Genomic DNA, 24,342 nt, shown 5'->3' on the forward strand with positions numbered 1-24,342 from the left:
GATGTGTATAAGAGACAGATCCCACTCAACTCGCCCAACGAATCGCGGCTGCCCTGAACGTCGGCATCACCGACATGGGGTTCTACTGGGTCACCGGCCTCGCCAAAGACGGGACCATTGTCGTCGCCAATAACTATGGCCTCGGCTACATCCCCGAGGATGTCAAGCTGCCCGACCGCGTCAAGATGGCCACTGCCGACGAAGGGATCCCCGCTCATGTTCGTGGATCATGGGCAACGTATCCGATTCTCGCACTTCATGGTTGGGCGCAGCACCACAACACCGAACTCCGCGCCGTCATCGCCACCGAGGACCAGTTCAAGGGCTTCGACCCCGGCGCACCCCGGATCGTCCTGCGTCCCGACGATATCCCCGAGAAAGGCCGGATGGATGGCCGTCATCGCCTCCAGGTGATATCCCCCGATGCAGCAACCAAGTTGGCCGCTATCACGCCCACCGGCCTCTCCGAGGTGCTGCCTCCACCGCCCACCGACGCCACTCCCCCAGAGGACCGTCGCGCGCTGCTGTGGTTCGAGGTCTTTCGTCCCTTGCTCAGCAACTCACCCGACCGCGCCCCGGTCCAGTTGCAGTGCTTCGTCACCTATGCCGACCACGCCCAGGAACTTGCGCTACACCGAGCACATACCGCGACCGATGCCGCCGACCAGCGCGCCGCCATCGCCGACTGGATCTACTGGCAGCACCTGAGCGTCCTCATGCAGGACGCGATCGCCACCGACGCCACCATCTGACACTCGCGCCCCGTTCAAGCACTAAGCCGAAGTTTGGCACTCACTCGAATGGGCACGCCACCCTCAGACCACGAGGAGGCGCCCATGCGAGCAGTCACCTGGCAGGGTCGTCGGAAAGTGTCCGTCGACAACGTGCCCGATCCCGCGATCAAGGAACCCACCGACGCGATCATCCGAGTCACCAGCACCAACATCTGCGGCTCGGACCTTCACCTCTACGAGGTGCTCGGCGCCTTTATGAACCCCGGCGACATCCTGGGCCACGAAGCGATGGGCGTCGTCGAGGAGGTCGGGCGCCAGGTCGACGGTCTGCAGCCCGGCGACCGCGTCGTGATCCCGTTCAACATCTCCTGCGGCCACTGCTTCATGTGCGGCCAGGGCCTCCAGAGCCAGTGCGAAACCACCCAGAACCGCGACCAAGGGACGGGCGCCGCGCTTTTCGGCTACTCCAAGCTCTACGGCGAGGTCGCCGGCGGGCAGGCCGAGTACCTGCGCGTCCCGCAGGCGCAGTACACCCACATCAAGGTGCCCAACGACGGCCCCGACGACCGCTACGTCTACCTCTCCGACGTGCTGCCCACGGCGTGGCAAGCTGTCGAGTACGCCGCGGTACCCGACGGCGGCACCCTGGTCGTCCTCGGCTTGGGTCCGATCGGCTCGATGGCCTGCCGTATCGCCGCACACCGCAAGGGCTGCAAGGTCATCGGCATCGACCTGGTCGACGAGCGGCTTTCCCGCGCTCGCGCCTACTGCGATGAGCTGATCGACCTTCGCACCGACGACGCCGACGAGGTCGTCAAAAGCCACACCGAGGGTCGCGGCGCCGACTCGGTCATCGACGCCGTCGGCATGGAGGCGCACGGATCTCCCGTCGCCGAAACCATGCAGACCGCCAGCGGCTTCCTGCCCTCACCCATCGGCCGCGTCGTGATGAAGAACGCCGGCGTCGACCGGCTCGCCGCTTTGAACTCCGCGATCGCCCTCGTCCGCCGCGGCGGGACGATCTCGCTGTCCGGCGTCTACGGCGGCGCCGCCGACCCGATCAACATGATGACCCTGTTCGACAAGCAGATCCAGCTGCGGATGGGCCAGGCGAACGTCAAGAAGTGGGTGCCCGACATCATGCCGTTGCTGACCGCCGAGGATCCGCTGGGCGTCGAGCAGTTCGCCACCCACCGGCTTCCGCTCGAGGACGCTCCCGGCGCGTACGAAACCTTCCAGAAGAAGGAAGACGGCATGGTCAAGACCATTCTGAAGCCCTGATGCCGATGGATCAGCCCGAGGCCCCTCGTTGCCGGACCACTGCCGTCGCGACCGCTAAGGCCCACACCGACACAACGCTTGAGACAATTCATGTTGTCGCTACCCGATACCCCTGGTTTCGGTATCGCGGGTTCTGGCAACATTACCGACGAGTAAGGAGCTTCTCCGACTTCGGGCAGGTGGGCATATGACGAGTACTTGGAAAGCCTCAGAGATCTCGGTTCTGGCGCAGAGCGAGGGCGGTGGCACCGCCATCCACGAGATCATCCTTCTGTCAGCCGTCGCCGCTGTGGTCGCGGCGTTGATGTTGTGGATCGGCTGGATGCACCGCACGCACAAGATCAACTGGCTGGCTCGCCTCGGCGACTGGTCCGGTCGCCGCTTCAAGCGCCCGTCGTGGGTCGCCCTGCCGATCGCGATCTTCACCGCGTCGATCATCTGCGCGCTATTCGGGTTCATCTGGGACGTCAGCCTGCACATCGGCAACGGCCGCGACGACGGCGCGCTCGCCAACCCCGCTCACTACTTCATCCTCATCGGCCTGTTCGGCATCTTCCTCGCCGGCTGCACGGCGATGGTGCTGCCCCGCGGCGAGGAAGAGCGTCCCGGGCCGGCCGCGGTGCGCATCACCGACCACTGGTACGCCCCGGTCGGCGGCGTCGTCATGGCCGGGTGCGGTGTCTACGCGCTTCTCGGATTCCCCCTCGACGACATGTGGCATCGCATCTTCGGCCAGGACGTCACGCTCTGGGGCCCCACCCACCTGATGATGATCGGTGGCGCAGGCTTTTCCACGTTGGCGGCGGCCTACCTCGAACTCGAGGGCAAGCGGGTCCGAACGCCTGACACGCCGCCCGACGGTATCGGCCTGAAGTTCATTCAGTACCTGGCGTTCGCCGGCGTGCTGATCGGCATGTCCGTCTACCAGATCGAGTTCGACTTCGGCGTCCCGCAGTTCCGCCAGGTCTTCCAGCCCATGCTGATCGCCGCGGCCGCCGCGCTCGCGTTGGTTGCCGCGCGCTTCTTCCTCGGCCGCGGTGCGGCACTCATCGCCGCCGTCATTGCCATCGGCCTGCGCGGGATCGTGGCATTCCTCGTCGGTCCCGTACTCGACGCCCCGATCAACTGGTTCCCTCTGTATCTCGGCGCGGCCGTCGTGGTCGAACTTCTCGGCCTGACCCCGCTGATCAAGCGTCCGGTGCTCTTCGGCGCCGTGGCCGGCCTCGGCGTCGGCACCGTCGGTCTGTGGCTGGAGTCGCTGTGGATCAACGCCGTCTACCACCTGCCGTGGCACACCGGCATCTGGCCCGAGGCGTTGGCGATGGCCGTACCCGTCGCCATCCTGAGCGGCGCCTGCGGCGCACTTATCGGGATGGTGTTGACAGAACAACGACTCCCGCGGCGGGCGCTGGGCGTGGGCCTGGTGGTGTTGACCGTGCTTGCGATCGGCGGCGCCGCAGCCAACGGCCTCCGCTACAACGTTCCCGAGAACGCCAACGCCACCATTGTCTTGACCGAAGCTCCCGGTGACGATGACGCGCGGTTCGTGACCGCCGACGTGCAACTCACACCCGCCAACCTGCTGAGCGAGGATCCGAACTGGGTCTCGGTGCTCGGCTGGCAGGGCGGCCTGCCCAACCATCGAGGCATGTTCATCGACAACCTCGAGCAGGTCGGGCCCGGCCACTACCGCTCCACCGAGCCGATGCCGGTCTCCGGGACGTGGAAGACGCTGCTGCGAGTCCACGACGGCCGGATGCTCGCGGCGGTGCCGATCTACCTGGCCGGCGATCCCGCCATCGGCGCGGAGGAAGTGCCCGCCGAACCGAACATGACGCGTCCGTTCGTCTCGGAGATCACGATCCTGCAGCGCGAACGCAGCCCGGACATCCCCCAGTCGCTGTGGCTGATCGGATGCCTGATCGTGCTTGCGTGCTCGCTCGCCATGGTCGCCGGTGTCACCTGGGGTGGCGGCCGGATCAACCGGAGCGAGCCCAGCGGAAGTGAGGCCGAATTACAACCCAGCGCGCAATCATGACGGGCGCGCCGGACAGCGCAGATGTCGTGATCCTCGCCGACCACCCGGTGTGGATCGCGGTGCCCGCCTTCGCCCCGGCGATCATCGTCGCCGGGGTGGTGGTCTACATAGCAGTGAAGAACCGTCGAAAACGAGAAGTCGAATCCAACGGGGAAAACACAACGTGAAACCGACACTCATCCGTTCCAGCGCGGTCTGCATCGCTGCGACACTTCTCGTCGCCGGATGCGGTGGCTCGCGCGATTCCGAACCGGAAGCGAGTAGTCCCGCCCAGTCGACCGTCGGCGCCGCCGACATGCCGGATCAACAGCGCCCACCCGATCGCCTGACCATCGACGTCACGATCGAAAACGGCAACGTCGACCCCACCAACGCACAGATTCAAGGCAAGGTCGGTGAGCCGATCGTGCTGCGGGTCAACAGCGACGCGGCCGACGAGCTGCATGTGCATTCGGTGCCCGAGCACACTTTCAAGGTGGATCCCACACCTGGCCAACAGTTCCAGTTCACGGTCGACGTGCCCGGCAACGTCGAGATCGAACTGCACGACCTGAATCGCGTCATCGCGACCGTTCAAGTCCAGCAGTGATGTCGGGGCCGTCGGTCTCCGTACTGGCCCACGGTCTCGGCGGTTCGACGGATCTGCCGATTCCGTTCACCTACGCGGTGGTCGGGGCCGCATGGGCGTTGACGTTCACCTTCGCCGTGGTGGCGCTCGCCTGGAAGAAGCCCAAGTTCGATCCGGCCAATTCCGTTCGCCCCCTGCCTCGTTGGGTGACGGCGGTGGTCGATGCGCCCGTGACCCGTTGGGCCCTGGCGCTCGGCGGGTTGGGTTTCGCGGTGTGGGTCGGTGTCGCCGCGGTCCTCGGTCCCCAAGACGCGAGGAATCCGCTACCCGGTGTGTTCTACGTGCTGCTGTGGGTGGGCCTGGTGGCGGTGTCGCTGATCATCGGGCCGGTGTGGCGGGCGATATCGCCGGTGCGGGCAGTTCTTCGGTTGTTGGGCGGGCGGTCGCTGCGCCTGACGTACCCCGCGTGGCTGGGATACTGGCCCGCGGCCTTCGGACTGTTCGCGTTCGTCTGGCTGGAGCTGGCCAGTCCGGATCCGGGTTCGCTTGACGCCATCCGCATTTGGCTGCTGATCTACCTCGTGGTCACGCTGGTCGGTGCGCTGGTGTGCGGTGAGCGTTGGTGTACGCGGGCCGACCCGTTCGAGATGTACAGCGTGGTGGCCTCGCGGCTCTCGCCGTTTCGCCGAGACCCCGACACGGGCCGCGTGGCGATCGGCAATCCGTTCGACCATCTCCCGTCGCTTCCGGTGCGTCCGGGCCTCGTGGTGGTCATGGCGGTGCTCTTGGGGTCGACTGCGTTCGACAGCTTTTCGGCGATGCCCGAATGGCGGAACTTCGTCGACGACCATTCTTCGTCGACGCTGACCGCCACCCTGATCAAGACCGCCGGCTTGGCGACGTTCGCAGCTGTCGTCGCGGCGACCTTCTGGCTCGCTTCGATCACGACCGGCGGCGTGGACCGCGACCGGCGCCGCCAGTTGCCGGGGTTGATGGCGCACTCGCTGATCCCGATCGTCATCGGCTACGTGTTCGCCCACTACCTGACCTATCTGGTCGAACGCGGTCAGCAGACGATCATCCTGCTGGCCGACCCGCTGGCACGTGGGTGGAACCTGTTGTGGCTGCAGGACGCAGAGGTCAGCTACTTCTTGTCGCAACACCCTGCGGTGCTGGCGACGCTGAAGGTCGGCTTCGTCCTGGCCGGGCATGTCGCCGGTGTGGTCGCCGCGCACGACCGCGCGCTGCGCCTGCTGCCGTCGGCCCATCAGCTGACCGGGCAGCTGGCGATGATGCTGGTCATGGTCGGCTACACATTCACCGGGCTGTACCTGCTGTTCGGCGGGTAGCGTCGGGAAGCATGAAGGCGCTCATCATCGTCGACGTGCAGAACGACTTCTGCGAGGGCGGCTCGCTGGCCGTCAGCGGCGGCACCGACGTCGCCCGCAACATCAGCCAGTTGCTCGCCGACCAGACCGAATACTCACATGTGGTGGCCACCAAGGACTTTCACATCGACCCCGGCGACCACTTCTCCGACAACCCCGACTTCGTGACGTCCTGGCCGCGGCACTGCGTGGTCGGTACCACCGGTGCCGACTTTCATCCGCAGTTCCGGCCCGATGCGGTCGAGGCGGTCTTCACCAAGGGCGAGTACTCGGCGGCCTACAGCGGCTTCGAGGGCAGCGACGAGGCCGGGACGACGCTGGCCGACTGGTTACGTGAACGCGGAGTCGACCAGATCGACGTGGTCGGCATCGCGACCGACCACTGCGTGCGGGCGACGGCGGCCGACGCGGTAGCCAACGGGTTCACCACACGCGTCCTGCTCGACCTGACCGCCGGGGTCGCCGCCGAGTCGACCGCCAAGGCCGTCGAAGACCTGCGCGCGGCGGGCGTCAAGATCGTCTAGTCGCCGGCTGTCGGGTCGACCGGCTTACCCGTCCACGACGGCGCCCGGCCCTCCAGGAACGCCCGCACGCCTTCCTTGGCGTCGTCGTGTCCCATCAGCTGCAGGTGGATCTGCGTCTCGCGGGCGCCGACTTCGGACCGATCGAGGTCGTATGCGTCCCACAGCAGCCGCTTGCTGGCCGCCACCGACATCGGCGCGGTGTTGACGGCGATGTCGCGGGCGAGGTCCAACGCGGCGGGCAGCACCTCGTCGGCGGGCAGTACCCGGCTGCCCAACCCGAGCTGCACCGCCCTCGTCCCGTCGAAAGTGGCTCCGCTCAGCAGTATTTCGGCCGCGTTGGCGACACCGACCAGGCGCGGAAGGATCCAGTGGGAATAGGCGTCACCGACCACTCCGCGCCGCACCTGCACGACGCCGTAGCGGCCCCCGGCGGCGAAGAACCGGATGTCGCACTGCAGCGCCAGCGTCAGCCCCAACCCGATCGCGTGCCCGTTGACCGCCGCGATGACCGGCTTGGGCAGCGTCCACGCGGGCACATCGATACCGGCCGCGCTGAAGCCCGAGCCCGGGGCGGCGAAGGTGGCTTCGCCGGCGGCCAGGTCGGCGCCTGCACAGAACGCAGGCGGGGTTCCGGTCAGCACGATCACCCGCACCGCGTCGTCGCCGCCGAGCCGCCGGTACGCGTCGGCGAGTTCGTCGCGCATGCCGTCGCCGACGGCGTTGCGCTGCCGCGGCCGGTTCAGCGTGATGGTCGCCACCCCGTCCTCGACGCCGGTCAGCAGCGTGCGGTAACCGGGCAGGTCGGGGCGGGCGGGCACGCGTTTCTCCTGGCTGGTGTGATGTTTGTGCGTAGTTGGTTGTGATGCTGCCGCATCGGGCACACCCGTATCGTCTCGTTGTCCGTGTGTGTCGTCGTCTGGAGTGAGAATTGACCCAAGCCCCCGCCCCCCAAGCCGCGTCCCTGGAGGTCTGGCCCGGTAAGGCCTACCCGCTCGGAGCGACCTACGACGGGACGGGCACCAACTTCGCGGTGTTCAGTGAGGCCGCCGAGAAGGTCGAGTTGTGCCTGTTCGACGCCGATGGCACCGAGACCCGGATCACGCTGCCCGAGAACGACGCGTTTGTCTGGCACGGTTTCATCCCGAACATCGAGCCGGGTCAGCGGTATGGCTACCGGGTGCACGGCACCTATGACCCGCCGTCGGGTCAGCGCTGCAACCCCAACAAGCTGCTGCTCGATCCGTACTCGAAGGCCATCGACGGCAATTTCGACTGGAACCAGTCGCTGTTCAGCTACAACTTCGGCGACCCCGACAGCCGCAACGACGACGACTCCGCCGCGAGCATGCCGAAGTCGGTGGTCATCAACCCGTACTTCGACTGGGGCAACGACCGCCCACCGGACTACGAGTACGCCGACTCCGTCATCTACGAGGCCCACGTCAAGGGCCTGACGCAGACGCACCCCGATATTCCCGAGAACATCCGCGGCACCTATTCGGCCGTGGCGCATCCGGTGATCATCGAGCATCTGCAGTCGCTCGGGGTGACTGCGATCGAGTTGCTACCGGTGCACCACTTCGCCAACGACTCCACGCTGATCGACAAGGGCCTGTCCAATTACTGGGGCTACAACACGATCGGCTTCCTGGCGCCCGACTCCAAGTACAGCTCCAGCCCGAATCCCGGCGGACAGGTGCAGGAGTTCAAGGCGATGGTCCGCGCACTGCATGAGGCAGGCATCGAGGTGATCCTCGACGTGGTCTACAACCACACCGCCGAGGGCAACCACCTGGGCCCCACGCTGTCCATGCGGGGCATCGACAACGGCGCGTACTACCGGCTCGTCGAAGACGACAAGCGGTACTACATGGACTACACCGGAACCGGCAACAGCCTCAACGTCGGCCATCCGCATTCACTTCAGCTGATCATGGATTCGTTGCGGTACTGGGTGACCGAGATGCACGTCGACGGTTTCCGGTTCGACCTGGCCTCCACGTTGGCCCGCGAGTTCTACGACGTCGACCGGTTGTCGACATTCTTCGAACTCGTACAACAGGATCCGACGGTCAGCCAGGTCAAGCTGATCGCCGAGCCGTGGGATGTCGGGCCCGGTGGTTACCAGGTCGGCAACTTCCCGCCGCAGTGGACGGAGTGGAACGGCAAATACCGCGACACGGTCCGCGACTACTGGCGCGGTGAGCCCGCCACGCTCGACGAACTCGCTTATCGCTTAACGGGTTCGGCCGATCTGTACGAGCAGACCGGCCGGCGACCCGTCGCCTCCATCAACTTCGTCATCGCCCACGACGGCTTCACGCTGCGGGATCTGGTGTCCTACAACGAGAAGCACAACGAGGCCAACGGCGAGGACAACAACGACGGCGAGAGCCACAACCGGTCCTGGAACTGCGGCGCGGAGGGGCCGACCGACGATCCCGAGATCAACGCGCTGCGATCGCGACAGCAGCGCAATTTCCTTACGACGCTGCTGCTTTCGCAGGGCGTTCCGATGATCGCCCACGGCGACGAACTCGGTCGCACCCAGCAGGGCAACAACAACGTGTACTGCCAGGACAACGAACTGTCGTGGATCGACTGGTCAGACCCCGACACCGATCTGATGGAATTCACCCGCAAGGTGTCGGCGCTGCGCGCGGCGCACCCGGTGTTCCGCCGGCGCCGGTTCTTCTCCGGGCGGCCCGTACGCCAGCGCGGCGGTGACGGGCTGCCCGACATCGCCTGGTTCGCACCCGATGGGTCGGAGATGAGCGACGAGGATTGGGAAACGGGTTACGCGAAGTCAATCGCGGTGTATCTCAATGGCAACGGCATTCCCGATCGCGACGTGCGCGGGCAGCGCATCGTCGATGACTCGTTCGTGCTGTGCTTCAACGCCCACTACGAACCGATCGACTTCGTGATGCCGGAGAAGAAGTTCGGGGACTCCTGGATCGCGGTGATCGACACTGCGGCCGATGACGGCGACGAACCGACACCCGTCGAAGCCGGGCAGAAGGTTCAGGTCGCGGCGCGTTCCGTTCTGGTGCTGCAAGCGGCGACGGAGGAGTAGCCGCCTCCGTTGTCAGGGCCCCGCGAAACTGAGGTTGTGCGCGACAAATCGCCGGATTTTCGATCACAAGCTCAGATTCGGCGCCGAAGAAGGGTCCCCTACTCGACCACTGGGAAGAACGAATCGCCGTCTTCGGGGGTGCCGTCGATCTGGCCCATGTCGCGGCCGTGCTGGTCGGGGTCGATGCGCTCGAGCTGGTCGTCGGGGCGCAGCTCGGTGTCGCCGCTCGGCTCACTCATCGGCTGGTTCAGCTCAGGCTGCTCGGGCTCTTCGGCGGCGAGTTTCTCGTCGAGGCTCTCGTCGACCTCTCCGTCGGCATTGATCTTGTCGGCTTCACGCCACCCCTCTGGCGGATCGACGGTCTCGTCGCCGTCGTCGTTGCGCACGTCGTCGGAGTCCAAGGCCTCCGTCGGGCGCAGCGTGTCGCCGACGCCGCCGCCGTCGTTGGGTGAATAACCTGGGTCAGGGTTTGCGCTCACAGGTATTCGGTTGCCCACCTGCCCGGTGGCTAAACGCCGCACCGCGCGGCGGACCGACCCCCACCGTCCGCCGACCGACCCGCGGCAGCCAGCCGTATCCGGCCCGACGATCGCCGAAAACGACTGTGCGACAGGCTTCTTGACCGTCGAAATCCCTGACGGTGACATCCTTTTGTGCTACGGTTTGTCCCACAGCAACCGTGGCCGTCGTGAATGACAGTCTGAGTTGTCACACGCCCTGGCGGGGCGAGTAGGAGCCGATGAGCGGCGGCGCCTACCGGCGGCCACGGTTGCCGTCCAATTCCTTCGTCGCGACGTGCACCCCGCCACGACTCGCGCACTTCCATAATTTTCGTGAGTGTCAGTAATGCTGGGACGGTCGCCGTATGCTGCCCTGCATGACGGCCCCCACCAGCACCGGGCGCCGGGTGACCGCTCAAGACTGGATCCAGACTGGTTTTGATGTGCTCGCCGACGGCGGCCCCGGCGCGCTGCGGATCGGCCGTCTGTGTGAGCGTCTCGACGTCACCAAGGGCAGCTTCTACTGGCACTTCACCGATATGCCTGCCTACCGCGACGCGCTCGCCCGTGCGTGGGCCAACCTGCACGACGAACAGCGACGCCGATTCGAGGACATGCGCGGTGCCGAGCCCCGCGCCCGGTTGGCGGCGATGATCCAGACGCTGATGTGTCCCGACCAGTGGGCCTTGGAGCGCGCGATGCGGGTCTGGTCGTTGACCGACCAGACGGTGTTGGCCAGCGTCCAGCAGAGCGATGTGCGGGTGCGCAGCGCCGTGCGGGAGGCGCTCGTCGACTACGGATTCGACGACGGCGAGGCCGATCTGCGTTCGGCTCTCCTGTTCGCTACAGGCATCGGCTTGTTGCACGAAGTGCGGTCGGCACCGCGCGAGCCTGCGGCGTTGAGCGAGCGCGTACTCGACCTCATGCTTCATCGATAGGCCGCGACGGTTTGAGCCCGGTCTTTCCGTCGAGGTACTGCAGCAGGTGGTGGGCGGCGAGTTCGACGTCCTTGTGTCGCCACTCCGACGCCCGGTACACGCACGCGATCAGCCCCGACCGGTGGAGTCGCCGAAAGTCGCCGTAGACGAACGCGTACCGCGCCTTGGTTTCGGCGCGCGCGCCCTCGGTCAGGCCGAGATGCCAGGCCGCGTAGTCCTCCCACGAGTGCGTGTCCAGGTAGGAGTTCTGCGCCTCGGCGCGCGGCTGTACCTCGCCCCAGTCGCTGTCGAGCACGTACTGGCGCGCATCGATGAGCTCGCGTGCTTTGGCCATCGCAGCGTCGTTGAGCGAGTACTTGGCCACGGTCAGATCAACCTCAGATCAGCCGATGATGCGCGCGATCGACTTCATCGGGATCCGCAACCAACTCGGCCGGAAGCGCGCCTCGTACGCGGCCTCGTAGATCGCCTTGTCCAGTTCGTAGGCCGCCAGCAGCTGCCCGGAGTCTCGCGGGTCGGTACCCGACACCTCGGCGTACCCCTCGCAGAACGACGCGGCGTTGCGGTCCACCCACTCGCGGGCCCGCGCACCGAGCTGACGGTCGTGGTCTTCGTCGGAGGACTGTTCCATCAACCGTTGGTAGGCGGCGTATTCGAACGACCGCAGCACCCCGGCCACGTCACGCAGCGGGGAATCCGGTCGGCGCCGCTCCTCGAGCGGCTGGCCGGGCTCGCCCTCGAAGTCGATCAGCAGCCACCCCTCGGGGATGCGCAACACCTGGCCGAGATGCAGATCGCCGTGGATGCGCTGCACGGTGACCGTCTCGTCCGACAGCTTGCGGTACCGCTCCTCGATCAGCGGTGCGTACTGCTCGAGATCGGGCACGGACTTGGTCGCCGACGCCAGCCGCTCCAAGGCCGTGTCGGTCGGGAACGCGGTGGTCTCGGTGCCCAGTTCGTCGGCCAGTGTGGCGTGCACCGACGCGACCGCCTCGCCGAGCCGATACGACTCGCCCGCGAAGTCGCCCCCGACCTCGTCGGCGTAGAGGTCGCCCTCGGCGAACAGGTCGCGGGTGCTGGCGGTGGCCATATCCCAGCCCTCGGCCGAGGTCGCCGCGAACTCGGTGACCATGCCGAGCGCGCACGGCTCACCGTCCTCACTTCCGTCCCAGGTGGTCTCGAACGAGCCGAGCAGCCGGGCCACATGCGGGTTGTCGGCGCGGGCCAACACCCGGTTCAGCTCGATGTCCGGGTTGATACCCGGCGTGATGCGGCGGAAGAGCTTGAGGATCGCCTTCTCCTCGAACACCACGCTGGTGTTGCTCTGTTCGGCCGACGAGACCCGCGGCGCCGCGTCCAGCGGCAACTCCACGCCGGGTTCTTTGACGAAGCGCACGGCCTCGGCGCCGGACCCGACCGTCGCTGACGAGTCGATCAGCGACAGCAGATACTGCGCCGCGCCGGGGTCGTACAGCGCGTCGTAGGCGGTGCGCTCGCCCGAGGAACCGGCGGACACACCGATCGTCGCGACCTCTAGGAATTCATGGTCAATCGGACCCCTATCTGGTGCCGCCGCATTCGCGGCTCCGAAGTTCCAGCGCACCAACACCTGATAGCGCTCGGTCGAGCCGTCGGTGTAGGACACGTCGAGCAGTACGAGGTCAAGATCCTCACGCAGGGCGGTACGGGCCGCCTGCTGCACATTGGCCAATTCGCGGCTGCGGCCGGCGTACCACCGTTGGTGCGGCAGCCACTCTTCGAACGGCAGGGTCATGACTGTTCTCCATGCTCCGGGCTGGGTGCCTTCAGCGAGAACCAGTAGAACCCATGGCCGGGCAGGGTCAACAGGTACGGCAACTGGCCGATGCGGGGAAACTCCACGTATCCGGTCATCTCGACCGGCGTGTATCCGTTGTAGGCCTGCAGATTCATCTCGATCGGCTGAGGGAACCGCGAAAGATTGTTGACGCAGAGCACCGTGTCTTTCGTCCCGTTCTCCCTCTCCACCTCGCGGACGTAGGTGAGTACCGACGGGTTGGAACCGCCCAGTTCGTGGAAGCTCCCGATGGCGAACGCCTCGTGGCGGCTGCGCACCGCGAGCATCGTGCGGGTCCAGTTGAGCAGCGAGTTCGAGATGTCCCGCTGCGCTTCGACGTTGACGGCCTGATAGCCGTAGATCGCGTCCTGGTTCGGCGGCAGATACAACCGCCCGGGCGTCGCTGTCGAGAAGCCCGCGTTGCGGTCGGGCGTCCACTGCATCGGGGTGCGCACCGCGTCGCGGTCGCCGAGCCAGATGATGTCGCCCATCCCGATCTCGTCGCCGTAGTACAGCACCGGCGACCCGGGCAGCGACAGCAGCAGCGCGGTGAACAACTCCATCTGGTTGCGGTCGTTGTCCAGCAGCGGCGCCAGCCGTCGGCGGATACCGACGTTCGCCTTCATCCGCGGATCCTTGGCGTACTCGGAGTACATGTAGTCGCGCTCTTCGTCGGTGACCATCTCCAGCGTCAACTCGTCGTGGTTGCGAAGGAAGATGCCCCACTGCGCCATCTCGGGGATGTCGGGCGTCTGCGCCAGGATCTCCGAGATCGGGAACCGCGACTCGCGTCGCACCGCCATGAAGATCCGCGGCATCAGCGGGAAGTGGAACGCCATATGGCATTCATCGCCGCCGGTGTCCGGATCACCGAAGTACTCGACGACGTCGGCGGGCCACTGGTTGGCCTCGGCCAACAGCACACGACCCGGATACTCGTCGTCGATCACCTTGCGGCAGTGCTTGAGGAACGCATGGGTCTCGGGCAGGTTCTCGCAGTTGGTGCCTTCCCGCTCGAAGAGGTAGGGCACCGCGTCCAACCGGAAGCCGTCGATGCCGAGGTCGAGCCAGAACCGCAGGACATCGAGCATCGCCTCTTGTACGGCGGGGTTGTCGTAGTTGAGGTCGGGCTGGTGGCTGAAGAAGCGGTGCCAGTAGAACTGCCGTCGCACCGGATCGAAGGTCCAGTTCGACTCCTCGGTGTCGACGAAGATGATGCGGGCGTCGTTGTACTTGTCGCTGGTGTCGCTCCACACGAAGTAGTCGCCGTACGGACCGTCGGGGTCGCGGCGTGATTCCTGAAACCACGCATGCTGATCGGAGGTGTGGTTCATGACCAGGTCGGTGATGACGCGGATACCGCGGCGGTGCGCGGCGTCCAGCAGTTCGACGAAGTCCTCGACGGTGCCGAACTCGGGCAGCACCTTGTAGAAGTCGCGGATGTCGTAGCCACCGTCGCGCAACGGCGAATCGTAGAACGGTGGGAGCCAAAGACAGTCCACGCCAAGCCACTTCACGTAGTCGAGTTGCTCGGTCAGCCCACGCAGATCCCCGATGCCGTCAGAGTTCGAGTCGTAGAAGGCGCGCACCAGCACCTCGTAGAAGACGGCACGTTTGAACCAGGTGCGGTCCTCGGGCAGGATCCGGGCGTGGCTGAAGTCTTCGGCGGTGGGGTGCTCGACGACACCGTCCTCGACGTGACTGCCCTCCGCCGGGTCGTGGTCGGCGGATGCTCTGACACCGCTGTGCTTATCCATACGGCCTTCAACCTACCCACGCCGCGAGGAAACGAATCGGTGGAAAAATCTGCCGACGCTCACTTCGGTATCGTTCCGGCGTGGCCACACGTGATCACGGCGACCCCGGCGATGCACCGTCGATTCCTCCGCCGCTGACGGAGGTCGTCAACTCCGTGCGCCCGACGGCCGCCGAGGAAGCTCGTACCATCGCCGCATCCACCAATACCGCAACATTGGCGACGCTGACGGCCGACGGCGATCCGTGGGCGTCATTCGTGACGTACGGATTGCTCGACGGCGCCCCGGTGCTGTGCGTGTCCAACCTCGCCGAGCACGGCCGCAACCTGTTGGCCGACCCGCGGGCGAGCATCGCGATTGTCGCGCCGACGTCGGAGACCGACCCACTGGCCAGCGGGCGGGTCACGCTCGCTGGGGTGGTGGAGCGACCCGCCGACGATGAACTCGCCGCCGCGCGCGAGGCACACCTTTCTGCCGTCGCCGCCGCCAAGTACTACATCGACTACAGCGATTTCACGCTGTGGGTGCTGCGTGTGCAGCGGGTGCGCTGGGTCGGTGGTTACGGGCGGATGGAGTCGACGACGGGTGAGGCGTATTCGGCCGCGCAGCCCGATCCGGTGCAACCGTTGGCGGCCGGCGCCGTTGCGCATCTCAACGCCGATCACGCCGACACGCTGGTCGCAATGGCCAAGGCGCTGGGCGGCTACCCGGACACCACCGCGGCGACCTGCACCGGCGCCGACCGGTACGGCCTCGACCTGCGGCTCACCACCGAGCGCGGGCTCGCCTACACGCGGATCGGCTATCCCAAGAAGCTCGGCTCGATCGACGAATTGCGTTCGGCCGCCGTCGAGCTGACCCGCCTGGCGGGCCGCGGCTGAAATACCATCACCTCATGACTGCGGCTCCCTCCGGGCGACCGGCCACCTGGCAAGCGGCGTTCGACCTGATCGCCACCCGCGGCCACGAGCGCCGTGAGGAGCCGTTCAAGTTGGCCAGCGGCCAGCTCAGCCACGACTACATCGACGGCAAGTACGCGATCGACACCGGTGAGCGGTTGACCATCGTCAGCCGCGCGGTCGCCGAGCTGGCTGAGAGCCGCGGCATCGAGTTCGACGCGGTGGGCGGGCTCACCATGGGCGCCGACCCGCTGGCCCACGGCGTCGCGATGGTCACCGGCAAGGCGTGGTTCTCGGTCCGCAAGGAGCAGAAGGCGCGCGGTCGCGAACAGTGGATCGAGGGCACCCGCTTGGCGCCGGGTACGCGGGTGTTGCTGGTAGACGACGTGATCAGCACCGGCGGCTCGACCGAGATCGCGTTCGACCGGGTGACCGCGGCGGGTGCGGTGGTCACCGGCGTGATCCCGATGGTGGACCGCGGCGACATCGCCGCCAAACGCTTTGCCGCGCGGGGCGTGCCGTTCGCCGCGCTGGTCACGTACCGAGACCTGGGCATCGAACCGGTCAAGGACGTCTGAACTCCGGTTAGGTCAGCCGATCGCGGCGGCCCAGTGCTCCGCCAGGTATTTGGTGGCGGCCTCGGTCTGCTGGGGTGAGGGCACCGTCACCGGCCCGTCGATCACGGGCAATGATTCCGCCGCCGCCTTGTCCAAAGTGCCGTCGGCGGCCATGTTGTCGGCACGGACCGGTCGAACACCACCGAGCGCGAACAAGTTCTGGCCCTCGTCGCTGTAGAGGAATTCCTGCCAGAGCCGCGCCGCGGCCGGATGCGGCGCATCTTTGTTGATCGCCTGGTAGTAGTACCCGGCGACGGTGTAATCCGGCGGAACGAACACCTGCCACGACGGCAGCTTCTTGCTTTCGGCGGCGTTGACGTAGTTCCAGTCGATCACCACCGGCGTCTGACCGGATTCGATGGTGGCCGACGTCGGGTTGACGGGGACGAAGTTGCCCGCGTCGGCCAACTTCTGGAAAAACTCGACACCGGGCGCGATGTCGTCGACCGAACCCCCTTGGGACAGCGCGACCATCACCACACCCGAGAACGCGGCACCGGCCTGGGTGGGGTCGCCGTTGAGTGCCACCGCGCTCCGGTACTCCGGCTTCAGCAGGTCGTCGATGCGCGTGACCGGCGGCACCTTCGCCGAGTCGTAGCCGATCGACATGTAACCCCCGTAATCGTTGACCCACGTTCCGTCCCGATCTTTGAACGCCGAAGGGATGTCGTCGAAGTTGACCACCTTGTACGGCGCGAACATCCCGGTGTTGGCCAGCGCGACGGACTGTCCGAGGTCGAACACGTCGGGTGCGGTGCTGCTGCCCTTCTGCTGATTGGCCGCGTCGATTTCCTCCTGGCTCGACGCGTCGGGCTGCGCCGAGTTGACCGTGATGCCGTACTTGTCGGAGAACGCCCTGATGATCGCGCCGTAGTTTGCCCAATCCGGTGGTAGGGCAATCACATTGAGTTCACCCTCGTTCTTGGCCGCCGCGATCAACCCGTCGATCCCGCCGAAATCGTCTGCCGACGTGGCTTCTGCGGCCTTGACACCGGGCTGGATCCGCTCGCCGTCAGCGCTCTGTTCCGGCGACGCGCACGCGACCGAACCGGCCAGCAGCAGAACGGATGCGGCGAACGGGGCCGCCAGGGTCGTGATCTTCAATGCCGAACCTTCCGATGGTCAGGAGTCGGCGCGGTGGTGCAGCGGCTACCGCACCGGATCGCCCCGGTGGACGACGTGCAACTCCCATCGGAGTTTGCCAGACCGTTCGCTTTGCCCGGCGTTAGCATTCTCGTGTGGCGCGACGCGAAGTTTCGGGGGACTTCGACTACCTGATAGACGATCCGGTCGACGTCGCGGACGCCGCCGATCCGGGGCCGCAAGCCGACGCCGGGGTCTTCGACCCCGACAAGGTGCCCGGGCGCGACATGATGTTCGACGCATTCGACGAGAACAGCTGGTATTTCGAGCCCGCGCCGCCGCCCTGGTATCGGACAAAACGAAATCTCAGCGTCTTGATCGCCGCCGCGATCGCGGCCGTCGCGCTCGTCGTCTCCGCAGTCCTGCTGGTGCTCCACTCGCCTGGCGAGCCGGCCGACCAGGAGTCCGAACCGGTCCGCCCGACCGTACAGACCACGGCACCGGCGCGCACGCCACCGCAATCACCGAGCACCCCGCCACCGTCGCCACGGCCGGCTCCACCCCCACGTGTCCAGACGTCGGCGGCGCCGGTCGCCCCTCCGCCGCCGGCGACCAACCGACCGCGCACTCCACCGACCAGAGCCGGCCGCGACCCGGAGATCGGGGTGACGCGCACACCGGTCACGCGGTCGCCGATCAGCGTTGCACCGCAGCGCCCCAGCCAGTCCCAGCGATGAGTATGGCCGCATTCGAGCCCGAGGCCATGTTCGCCGCGGCGCCCGTCGCGGCGCTCGCCACCGTGGGTCCCGCAGGGGCGCCACACCTGGTGCCGGTCGTGTTCGCCGTGCACGCCGGGATGGCCTACACCGCCGTCGACGCGAAGCGGAAGTCGACGCGCAACCTCCGGCGGTTGAGCAACATCGAGGGCAACCCGCATGTGAGCATGCTCGTCGACCACTACGACGACGACTGGACGCAGCTGTGGTGGGTGCGCGTCGACGGCCTAGCCGAAATCCACTACAGCGGCGAAGAATTGGCGGCCGGATACACGCTGCTACGCAACAAGTATCCACAGTATGAGCGGATCGCCCTCGACGGCCCGGTGGTCAGCGTGGCCATCACGAAGTGGGCTTGGTGGCAGGCCTGAGCGCCAAATCGATCAAGCCCTTGTGCTCGCTGTCGGATAGGGGAATTGTGGTCTAACACACACTTTGGCGGCGGCAGCGCAGCCGTCGTGGAAGGGAACGTCATGGCTGACAAGACGACACATTCCCAGGGCGCCGGAGCCGCCCCGAACGCGGACAGTCCGGCCGCCATCCGCAATGTGGTGCTGGTGGGCCCATCGGGTGGCGGCAAGACAACACTCGTCGAGGCACTTCTGGTGGCCGCAGGAGTCCTGACCAGACAGGGTTCCGTTCAGGACGGCACCACCGTCTGCGACAGCGACGACGCCGAGATCGCCCAACAACGTTCGGTAGGCCTTGCGCTCGCGTCCCTACGACACGACGGCATCAAGGTCAATCTCATCGACACCCCCGGCTACGCCGACTTCGTCGGGGAACTGCGAGCAGGATTGCGTGCCGCGGACTGCGCGCTGTTCGTGATCGCCGCCAACGAAGGAGTCGACGAACCCACCAAGGCGCTGTGGCTCGAATGCAGCCAGGTGGGAATGCCGCGCGCCGTGATCATCACCAAACTCGACCACGCCCGCGCGAACTACGCCAACGCGTTGGCCGGCGCGCAGCAGGCGTTCGGCGACAAGGTACTTCCGCTGTACCTGCCCGCGAACTCACCGTGCACCGGGCTGATCGGGCTGTTGTCCGAGACGCACTACGAATACGCCGATGGTAAACGCACCGCCACCCATGCACCCGACGACTCGTACGCCGACGCGATCTCCGAGCACCGGGGCCTGCTGATCGAGGGCATCATCGAGGAGTCCGAAGACGAGACGCTGATGGAGCGCTACCTCGGCGGTGAGGAGATCGACCAGTCGGTGCTCATCGACGACCTGGAGAAAGCCGTCGCAAGGGCGACGTTCTTCCCCGCGCTCCCGGTGTGCAGCGGTACGGGCGTCGGCACGCAGGAACTACTCGAGATCATCACCGCCGGCTTTCCCTCACCGCCCGAGCACCGGCTGCCCGAGGTCTTCACGCCGCAGGGCAAACCGCGCGCCGAGCTTCCGTGCGACCCGAACGGCCCCCTGCTGGCCGAGGTCGTTAAGACGACATCCGATCCCTACGTGGGACGGGTGAGCCTGGTCCGGGTGTTCTCGGGAACCATCGCTCCCGACTCGACAGTGCATGTGTCCGGCCACTTCTCGTCGTTCTTCGGCGGGAGCGGCTCCTTGACCGGCTCGCTCGCCGCGCACGAGGATCACGACGAGGACGAGCGCATCGGGTCGCTGTCCTTTCCGCTCGGCAAGCAGCAGCGTCCCGCTTCCTCGGTGATCGCCGGTGACATCTGCGCGATCGGACGTCTCAGCCGGGCCGAGACCGGTGACACGCTGTCCGACAAGTCCGATCCGCTCGTGCTGCGGCCATGGAGCATGCCCGAACCGCTGCTGCCCATCGCGGTGCAGCCACGAGCGAAGACCGACGAAGACAAACTGTCCGGCGGCCTGCAACGGTTGGCCGCCGAGGATCCGACCCTGCGCATCGAGCAGAACCCCGAGACACACCAGATCGTGCTCTGGACGATGGGCGAAGCGCACGCCAACGTGGTCCTCGATGCGCTCTCGCGGCGCTACGGCGTCGCCGTCGACAGCGTCGAGTTGCGCATTCCATTGCGAGAAACGTTCGGCGGCAAGGCCAAAGGACACGGGCGCCACGTCAAGCAGTCCGGCGGGCACGGCCAGTACGCGGTCTGCGACATCGAGGTCGAGCCGCTGCCCGAAGGCTCCGGTTTCGAGTTCATCGACAAAGTCGTCGGCGGCGCGGTGCCCCGCCAGTTCATCCCGAGCGTCGAAAAGGGTATTCGGGCGCAGATGGAGAAGGGCGTCGGCCCCGGCTACCCGGTTGTCGACATCCGCGTCACGCTGTTCGACGGCAAGGCCCACAGCGTCGACTCGTCCGACTTCGCCTTCCAGATGGCCGGTGGCCTCGCCCTGCGGGAAGCGGCCGCGGCGACCAAGGTGAACCTGCTCGAACCAGTCGACGAGGTGACGGTGCTGATTCCCGACGACTTCGTCGGCGCCATCATGGGCGATTTGGCCGGGCGGCGGGGCCGTGTGCTCGGCACCGAAAAGGTCGGCGATGATCGCACACTGGTCAAGGCCGAGATCCCCGCGGTCGAGCTGAGCCGCTACGCCATCGACCTGCGTTCGCTGGCCCACGGCGCCGGCACGTTCACCAGGACCTTCGCCCGTTACGACCCGATGCCCGACCATGCTGCCGCGAAGGTCACATCGACGGTGTGATTCGGGTCAATCAGCGGATTCTGCAGGCGCTGCCAGAGACTTCTCAGGCCACCTACCTAGCGTCGCCGCAATGAAGGACCGAACGCATCTGCTGGCTCACGTGATCGTGACCGGGGTCCTGGCGGTCATCGTGATGGTCGCCGCCTGGCTCTGCCTGTTCAACGGCGCCATCTGAATGCATCACCGGGGCCGATCCCCACGCCAGCTGAAGCTGTTGACGTATTTGCCCATATCCAGGGCGATCTGGAGGTTGGCACCGGATGGTTTGCCGAACCCGAAGTCGGGGCTGAACTGGTGGTACGGCCCGACTGCTGCCGCAATCAGCGCCAGGTCGTTCTTCACCGCGGCCACGACCAGGACGCGCATGCGCAGATAGCTGCTGTTGGCGCCTTGCGGCCAACAGTCGGCGACTTCGCCGTATCCGGAGTGGAAGCCGACCATCGCGTTGGGAATCTCATAAGCGGTCCGGGTGTCGGGAAAAGTGGCTTTCACCAACGACTTTGCGATCTCCTGCGCGGATCGGCCCGCGGCGGGTTCGCTGAACAGCTGCAGCGTCCCACCGTCACCGGCGAGCAGTTCGGCGGTCACCCCGTTGGGCTTGGTGCTCACCCGGTAGGCGGACTCCGGCGCGGGATAGGACACCGAGAACGCACCGTCCGGCGAGGTGAAACGGGGATTGATGGACACCGGGGTGCCGGTCGGCGGACGCCCGCAGTCGGGTGGGCATACGTAGCGCACCGGCGGCTTGGCCATCATCGCCGACATCCCGACCAGGGCGGCGGCGATCACCGCGATCACGGCCGACCATGTCAGCACCAGCCGCCTGCGCGAGGTCCGCCGCGGCGCCGCGGCCGCGTATGCGCCGGCCGGAACCGCGTACCCGGGAAAGAAATTCGTCGGTGCGCTCATTCGGGGTCACCGCGAACCGGCCGCGATTCACGCCTCGCCCTGCGTGATGAGCGCGACGACGCACGCGTCGCCACCCCGCACGCCGGGCAGAACGCCATGTCCGGCACGACGTGTCCACAGTGCGGACACAGCAGCGGTTCCTCTGCGCGGATCTCGTCGTGCGCCTCGTGGAGCAACGCCAGGTGCAGGCCCAACCGCAGCAACAGCAACGCCACCCCCGCCAACGCGAGGTAGGCCACCAACATCAACACCTGCGGGAAGCGGGCGACGTCGATCAGGCCCAGCGCCAGATACACGCCCAGCACGGCGACCGCGAAGCCGATGAGCGTTGCGCGCACGACACCCGGGCGTTGGTCGCGTTTGCTCGGTGGCCGGGTGAACCACAGTGCGGCACCGATCAATCCACCGGCTGCCGCGGCGATCAACGGCGCCGCCAGCCCCCTGATGCCCGCCTCGACCAGCAGGCTTTCCATCGGCCGCTTGCTCACCACTCCCGTGCCGAACTGTGGAGCCAGCCGCGTGAGCGTCGCTGCCGCGGAAAAACTCAAGGCGCCCAGCGCCCCGATCATGAAGCCGTCCAGCGCTTCTCGTGAGGACGGCCGCATCAGGCGAACGATCACGGCGGGTGACAACATCAGGAGGACCCCGCCGAGCGGAATCGCGATACCCATGCGCAGCATCCGCTCGCCCACGATCGCCGAACCCAACGCCACACCATAGGATTTGGCGAACACCGCACCGGTCAACGACGCCCAGCCCACCCCGAGCCCCACCGCCAGGGCGACCGTGAGAACCAGTGTGCCGATGGGAAAGTCGCGGAACGCGTCCGACTCGCGCAGGTACAGGACGAACAGCAGCGGTAATCCCAGTGCGGCGACGGACACCACGGCGGCGGGTAACCGCAGGAACGCGAACGCGACGAGCGCCGCCACCAACACCAGAAGGCCGATCCGGAACGCGGCGCGCGAGCGCTGCGGCAGGTGCGGGAACAGCGAGCTCGCGACCGAGACCTGCAGAAGGTGTTCGTTCGGCGCGGCGCTGAAGTCCAGCGGCCGCAACCAGTCCGGGCCCTCGCGCGGCCGTGGTGTCAGGTGGCATCCGCACAACCCGCAGTACTCGCCGGCCGGCACGTCGGTCTTGCAGACCCGGCACTCGGCGGTCGGCACGCTGTCGTCGTCACCGGTGGTCATGCGGCCGCCTTCTGGAGCGTGAGCACGTTGCGCACGAGGTTGTCGACGTCCGGAGTGCCGAGGCCGGTCACCAGGTCATAGCCGGGCAGCGCGTCCGCGACCGCGTTACCTCCGAGGGTGACGTCGCGGAAGGCCGGCAGCGGGGCGCCCCGCGAGATGCGGTACAGCAGTGGGTTCAGGTCGCCGAGCGGGCGCCCGCCGTTGGCGAGCAGGTACTGGTTCATCACCGCGGCCAGGCCCGCCCAGATCGGTGCCGACTGCGACGTGCCGCCACCGACCAACGGCGTCTGCGCAAAGACGATGCGCACACCGGTGAACGGGTCCGCGACGGCCGCGACGTCCGGAGTCAGCCTTCTGTCGGTGTCGCGGTCGGGCCACACCTCGCGCTGCCAGTCCGGACGGTCGAACACCGCCGAGACACCGCCGCCCGTGCCCACCGACAACGGCACGTCGAACCAGGCCTGCTCGGACAGCCACCGACCGTCGCTGTCCGTGGACAGGGTGGTGCCGCCCACATCGGTCATCTCGGGCAGCGAGGCGATCGAGTCCAGGCCGACGTCGGACTCGCCCGGCGGAGAGGACCAGTCGTCGCCGCCTTTGCACTCGAGGCCCGCGAGGTCGCCACTTGCGTTGAACGCCGTGGTGCCGTGTGACTGCGCGGTGGCCAGCGCCGAGCGCACGGGGGCGAGGTCGGCGGCCGTGATCAGCCTGTCGCAGCCCCACCCGATGGAGAAGCTCCACACGGCGCCGGGATACCGGCGGTCCGTCTCCTCGAGCATCTGGCCGATGCGTTCGAACGCGCCGTCGGCGGTGACGGTCGGAAGCGCACTGACCACGACCTTGCGCGCATCGGGAGCGACGGCGTGCGCCACCTGAAGGTCCATCGTGGCTTCCCCGCGCGGTTCGTCGAGTTCACCGATCACCTCGGGGGTGAAGCGGGGCAGGTCGTAGGTGTCGGCGAAGCTGTCGAGGTCGGCTTGGTCGAAGCCGTCGAAGGCGAAGAACACGATCGTGGTGCCCTTGCCGGTGTAGCCGGCTGCCGCCAGCGGCGCGGCGTTGTAGGTGTTGCGCAGCGCCTCGGGGGTCAGGCCCTTGTCCGGCACATCCAGCGGCAGCGACCAGATGTGCGACCTGTGGTGCGGCACGTAGCCGAGGATCCGGCCGATCTCAGAGACCTCCTCGCGCAACGCATCCGGCACGTCCGGTTGTTGCGGGGATGCGTAGAACACCTGGCCGCGGCGGCCGCGGTAGTCACGGACCTCGACGTCGAACGCATCCGCGACGGACGCCGCCGGTCCTTCCACCACTGCCCAGGGATGACCGGGGCGCCAGCGAACGGAAAGACCGTGGCCGTCGGCCCATGCGTACACCCCCGTGGGGCGGTGTTCGTCGCGCAGCGCCATCGTCAGCTGAACCCCGCTGTCGAGCGAGGGCCCCAGATCGGTCGAGCTCGCCAACAGGTAGGAGTACGGCCCGGCGATCACCTCGCCGCCGAAGCGCGCGGAGACGGGGCGCAGATCGGAGACGAGTACCAATACGCCCGCCGTGATCAGCGCCAGCACGCCGAGATGCCGCACACTCACGGACGTCAGCGTATTTCGAACCC

The 24,342-nt window shown here is 66.9% G+C and carries 23 protein-coding genes; 14 read left to right on the forward strand and 9 right to left on the reverse strand.

What is annotated here, in order from left to right:
- The first annotated feature begins 74 nt into the window (after positions 1 to 74).
- From A5759_RS25255 to A5759_RS25280, 7 genes are all read left to right on the forward strand, one after another.
- Complete coding sequence (locus tag A5759_RS25255) at positions 75 to 752, forward strand: secretion protein EccK (RefSeq protein ID WP_068202195.1); 678 nt, start codon at positions 75 to 77, stop codon at positions 750 to 752.
- 84 nt (positions 753 to 836) lie between these two features.
- The gene (locus A5759_RS25260; RefSeq protein WP_066848247.1) at positions 837 to 2,015 is read left to right on the forward strand and encodes a zinc-dependent alcohol dehydrogenase; all 1,179 of its coding nucleotides are present in this window, start codon (positions 837 to 839) and stop codon (positions 2,013 to 2,015) included.
- A gap of 187 nt (positions 2,016 to 2,202) precedes the next feature.
- Entirely contained in the window at positions 2,203 to 4,053 is a 1,851-nt protein-coding gene (locus A5759_RS25265; protein WP_068202197.1) for a hypothetical protein, read from the forward strand.
- Positions 4,050 to 4,220 (forward strand): hypothetical protein, encoded by a 171-nt coding sequence (locus tag A5759_RS26195; RefSeq protein WP_164674037.1) that lies wholly within the window; start codon positions 4,050 to 4,052, stop codon positions 4,218 to 4,220. The genes A5759_RS25265 and A5759_RS26195 overlap by 4 nt, the downstream gene beginning before the upstream one ends.
- Positions 4,217 to 4,642, forward strand: coding sequence for a hypothetical protein (locus A5759_RS25270; protein WP_156617028.1), 426 nt, complete (start codon positions 4,217 to 4,219; stop codon positions 4,640 to 4,642). The genes A5759_RS26195 and A5759_RS25270 overlap by 4 nt, the downstream gene beginning before the upstream one ends.
- Positions 4,642 to 5,970, forward strand: coding sequence for a hypothetical protein (locus A5759_RS25275; RefSeq protein ID WP_068202198.1), 1,329 nt, complete (start codon positions 4,642 to 4,644; stop codon positions 5,968 to 5,970). Before A5759_RS25270 ends, A5759_RS25275 begins: the two co-directional genes overlap by 1 nt.
- An 11-nt stretch (positions 5,971 to 5,981) precedes the next feature.
- The gene (locus A5759_RS25280; RefSeq protein ID WP_068202199.1) at positions 5,982 to 6,533 is read left to right on the forward strand and encodes a nicotinamidase; all 552 of its coding nucleotides are present in this window, start codon (positions 5,982 to 5,984) and stop codon (positions 6,531 to 6,533) included.
- Here the strand turns inward: A5759_RS25280 and A5759_RS25285 are convergent.
- Positions 6,530 to 7,351, reverse strand: a complete 822-nt coding sequence (locus A5759_RS25285; RefSeq protein ID WP_082962284.1) for an enoyl-CoA hydratase/isomerase family protein — start codon at positions 7,349 to 7,351, stop codon at positions 6,530 to 6,532. The genes A5759_RS25280 and A5759_RS25285 overlap by 4 nt on opposite strands.
- 110 nt (positions 7,352 to 7,461) lie before the next feature.
- On the opposite strand from A5759_RS25285, the gene glgX reads away from it, so the two are divergent.
- The gene (gene glgX / locus A5759_RS25290) at positions 7,462 to 9,609 is read left to right on the forward strand and encodes a glycogen debranching protein GlgX (protein WP_231984743.1); all 2,148 of its coding nucleotides are present in this window, start codon (positions 7,462 to 7,464) and stop codon (positions 9,607 to 9,609) included.
- A 98-nt stretch (positions 9,610 to 9,707) separates the two neighbouring features.
- Here the strand turns inward: glgX and A5759_RS25295 are convergent, their stop codons facing one another.
- Positions 9,708 to 10,088 (reverse strand): hypothetical protein, encoded by a 381-nt coding sequence (locus A5759_RS25295; protein ID WP_068202201.1) that lies wholly within the window; start codon positions 10,086 to 10,088, stop codon positions 9,708 to 9,710.
- A 398-nt stretch (positions 10,089 to 10,486) separates the two neighbouring features.
- Between A5759_RS25295 and A5759_RS25300 the strand changes: the two genes are divergently transcribed.
- On the forward strand, positions 10,487 to 11,047 hold the full coding sequence (locus A5759_RS25300; RefSeq protein WP_068202252.1) for a TetR/AcrR family transcriptional regulator: 561 nt from the start codon (positions 10,487 to 10,489) through the stop codon (positions 11,045 to 11,047).
- On the opposite strand, the gene A5759_RS25305 is transcribed toward A5759_RS25300, so the two are convergent.
- The 3 genes from A5759_RS25305 to treS are packed head-to-tail and all read right to left on the reverse strand — an operon-like array spanning position 11,031 to position 14,620.
- Positions 11,031 to 11,411: a hypothetical protein gene (locus A5759_RS25305; RefSeq protein WP_068202203.1), complete on the reverse strand. Its 381-nt coding sequence runs from the start codon at positions 11,409 to 11,411 to the stop codon at positions 11,031 to 11,033. The genes A5759_RS25300 and A5759_RS25305 overlap by 17 nt on opposite strands.
- Positions 11,412 to 11,429: 18 nt before the next feature.
- On the reverse strand, positions 11,430 to 12,821 hold the full coding sequence (locus A5759_RS25310) for a maltokinase (protein WP_068202206.1): 1,392 nt from the start codon (positions 12,819 to 12,821) through the stop codon (positions 11,430 to 11,432).
- Positions 12,818 to 14,620: a maltose alpha-D-glucosyltransferase gene (gene treS / locus A5759_RS25315; protein ID WP_068202208.1), complete on the reverse strand. Its 1,803-nt coding sequence runs from the start codon at positions 14,618 to 14,620 to the stop codon at positions 12,818 to 12,820. The genes A5759_RS25310 and treS overlap by 4 nt, the downstream gene beginning before the upstream one ends.
- A gap of 80 nt (positions 14,621 to 14,700) precedes the next feature.
- Between treS and A5759_RS25320 the strand changes: the two genes are divergently transcribed.
- Both A5759_RS25320 and pyrE read left to right on the forward strand, forming a co-directional pair.
- Positions 14,701 to 15,501: a HugZ family protein gene (locus tag A5759_RS25320; protein WP_068202211.1), complete on the forward strand. Its 801-nt coding sequence runs from the start codon at positions 14,701 to 14,703 to the stop codon at positions 15,499 to 15,501.
- 14 nt (positions 15,502 to 15,515) lie between these two features.
- Positions 15,516 to 16,097, forward strand: coding sequence for an orotate phosphoribosyltransferase (pyrE, locus tag A5759_RS25325; RefSeq protein ID WP_068202214.1), 582 nt, complete (start codon positions 15,516 to 15,518; stop codon positions 16,095 to 16,097).
- 12 nt (positions 16,098 to 16,109) lie between these two features.
- On the opposite strand, the gene A5759_RS25330 is transcribed toward pyrE, so the two are convergent.
- Positions 16,110 to 17,240 carry an ABC transporter substrate-binding protein gene (locus A5759_RS25330; RefSeq protein WP_156617030.1) on the reverse strand — a complete coding sequence of 377 codons (1,131 nt, stop codon included), beginning with the start codon at positions 17,238 to 17,240 and terminating at the stop codon, positions 16,110 to 16,112.
- A 134-nt stretch (positions 17,241 to 17,374) separates the two neighbouring features.
- On the opposite strand from A5759_RS25330, the gene A5759_RS25335 reads away from it, so the two are divergent.
- The 3 genes from A5759_RS25335 (at position 17,375) to A5759_RS25345 (ending at position 20,637) form a co-directional block, all read left to right on the forward strand.
- The gene (locus tag A5759_RS25335) at positions 17,375 to 17,956 is read left to right on the forward strand and encodes a hypothetical protein (RefSeq protein WP_068202217.1); all 582 of its coding nucleotides are present in this window, start codon (positions 17,375 to 17,377) and stop codon (positions 17,954 to 17,956) included.
- A gap of 2 nt (positions 17,957 to 17,958) precedes the next feature.
- The gene (locus A5759_RS25340) at positions 17,959 to 18,366 is read left to right on the forward strand and encodes a TIGR03668 family PPOX class F420-dependent oxidoreductase (RefSeq protein ID WP_068202219.1); all 408 of its coding nucleotides are present in this window, start codon (positions 17,959 to 17,961) and stop codon (positions 18,364 to 18,366) included.
- A 102-nt stretch (positions 18,367 to 18,468) separates the two neighbouring features.
- The gene (locus A5759_RS25345; RefSeq protein WP_068202220.1) at positions 18,469 to 20,637 is read left to right on the forward strand and encodes an elongation factor G-like protein EF-G2; all 2,169 of its coding nucleotides are present in this window, start codon (positions 18,469 to 18,471) and stop codon (positions 20,635 to 20,637) included.
- Between the two features lie 180 nt (positions 20,638 to 20,817).
- On the opposite strand, the gene A5759_RS25350 is transcribed toward A5759_RS25345, so the two are convergent.
- From A5759_RS25350 to A5759_RS25360, 3 genes are read right to left on the reverse strand one after another with little or no spacing between them, the layout of a single operon-like run.
- Entirely contained in the window at positions 20,818 to 21,546 is a 729-nt protein-coding gene (locus A5759_RS25350; protein WP_068202222.1) for a hypothetical protein, read from the reverse strand.
- The gene (locus A5759_RS25355) at positions 21,543 to 22,736 is read right to left on the reverse strand and encodes a hypothetical protein (RefSeq protein ID WP_068202224.1); all 1,194 of its coding nucleotides are present in this window, start codon (positions 22,734 to 22,736) and stop codon (positions 21,543 to 21,545) included. The genes A5759_RS25350 and A5759_RS25355 overlap by 4 nt, the downstream gene beginning before the upstream one ends.
- Positions 22,733 to 24,319, reverse strand: coding sequence for a protease pro-enzyme activation domain-containing protein (locus A5759_RS25360; protein ID WP_156617031.1), 1,587 nt, complete (start codon positions 24,317 to 24,319; stop codon positions 22,733 to 22,735). Before A5759_RS25360 ends, A5759_RS25355 begins: the two co-directional genes overlap by 4 nt.
- Between the last annotated feature and the right edge of the window lie 23 nt (positions 24,320 to 24,342).

This window comes from Mycobacterium sp. 852014-52144_SCH5372336, from assembly GCF_001665615.1.
Lineage (GTDB): Bacteria > Actinomycetota > Actinomycetes > Mycobacteriales > Mycobacteriaceae > Mycobacterium > Mycobacterium neumannii_A.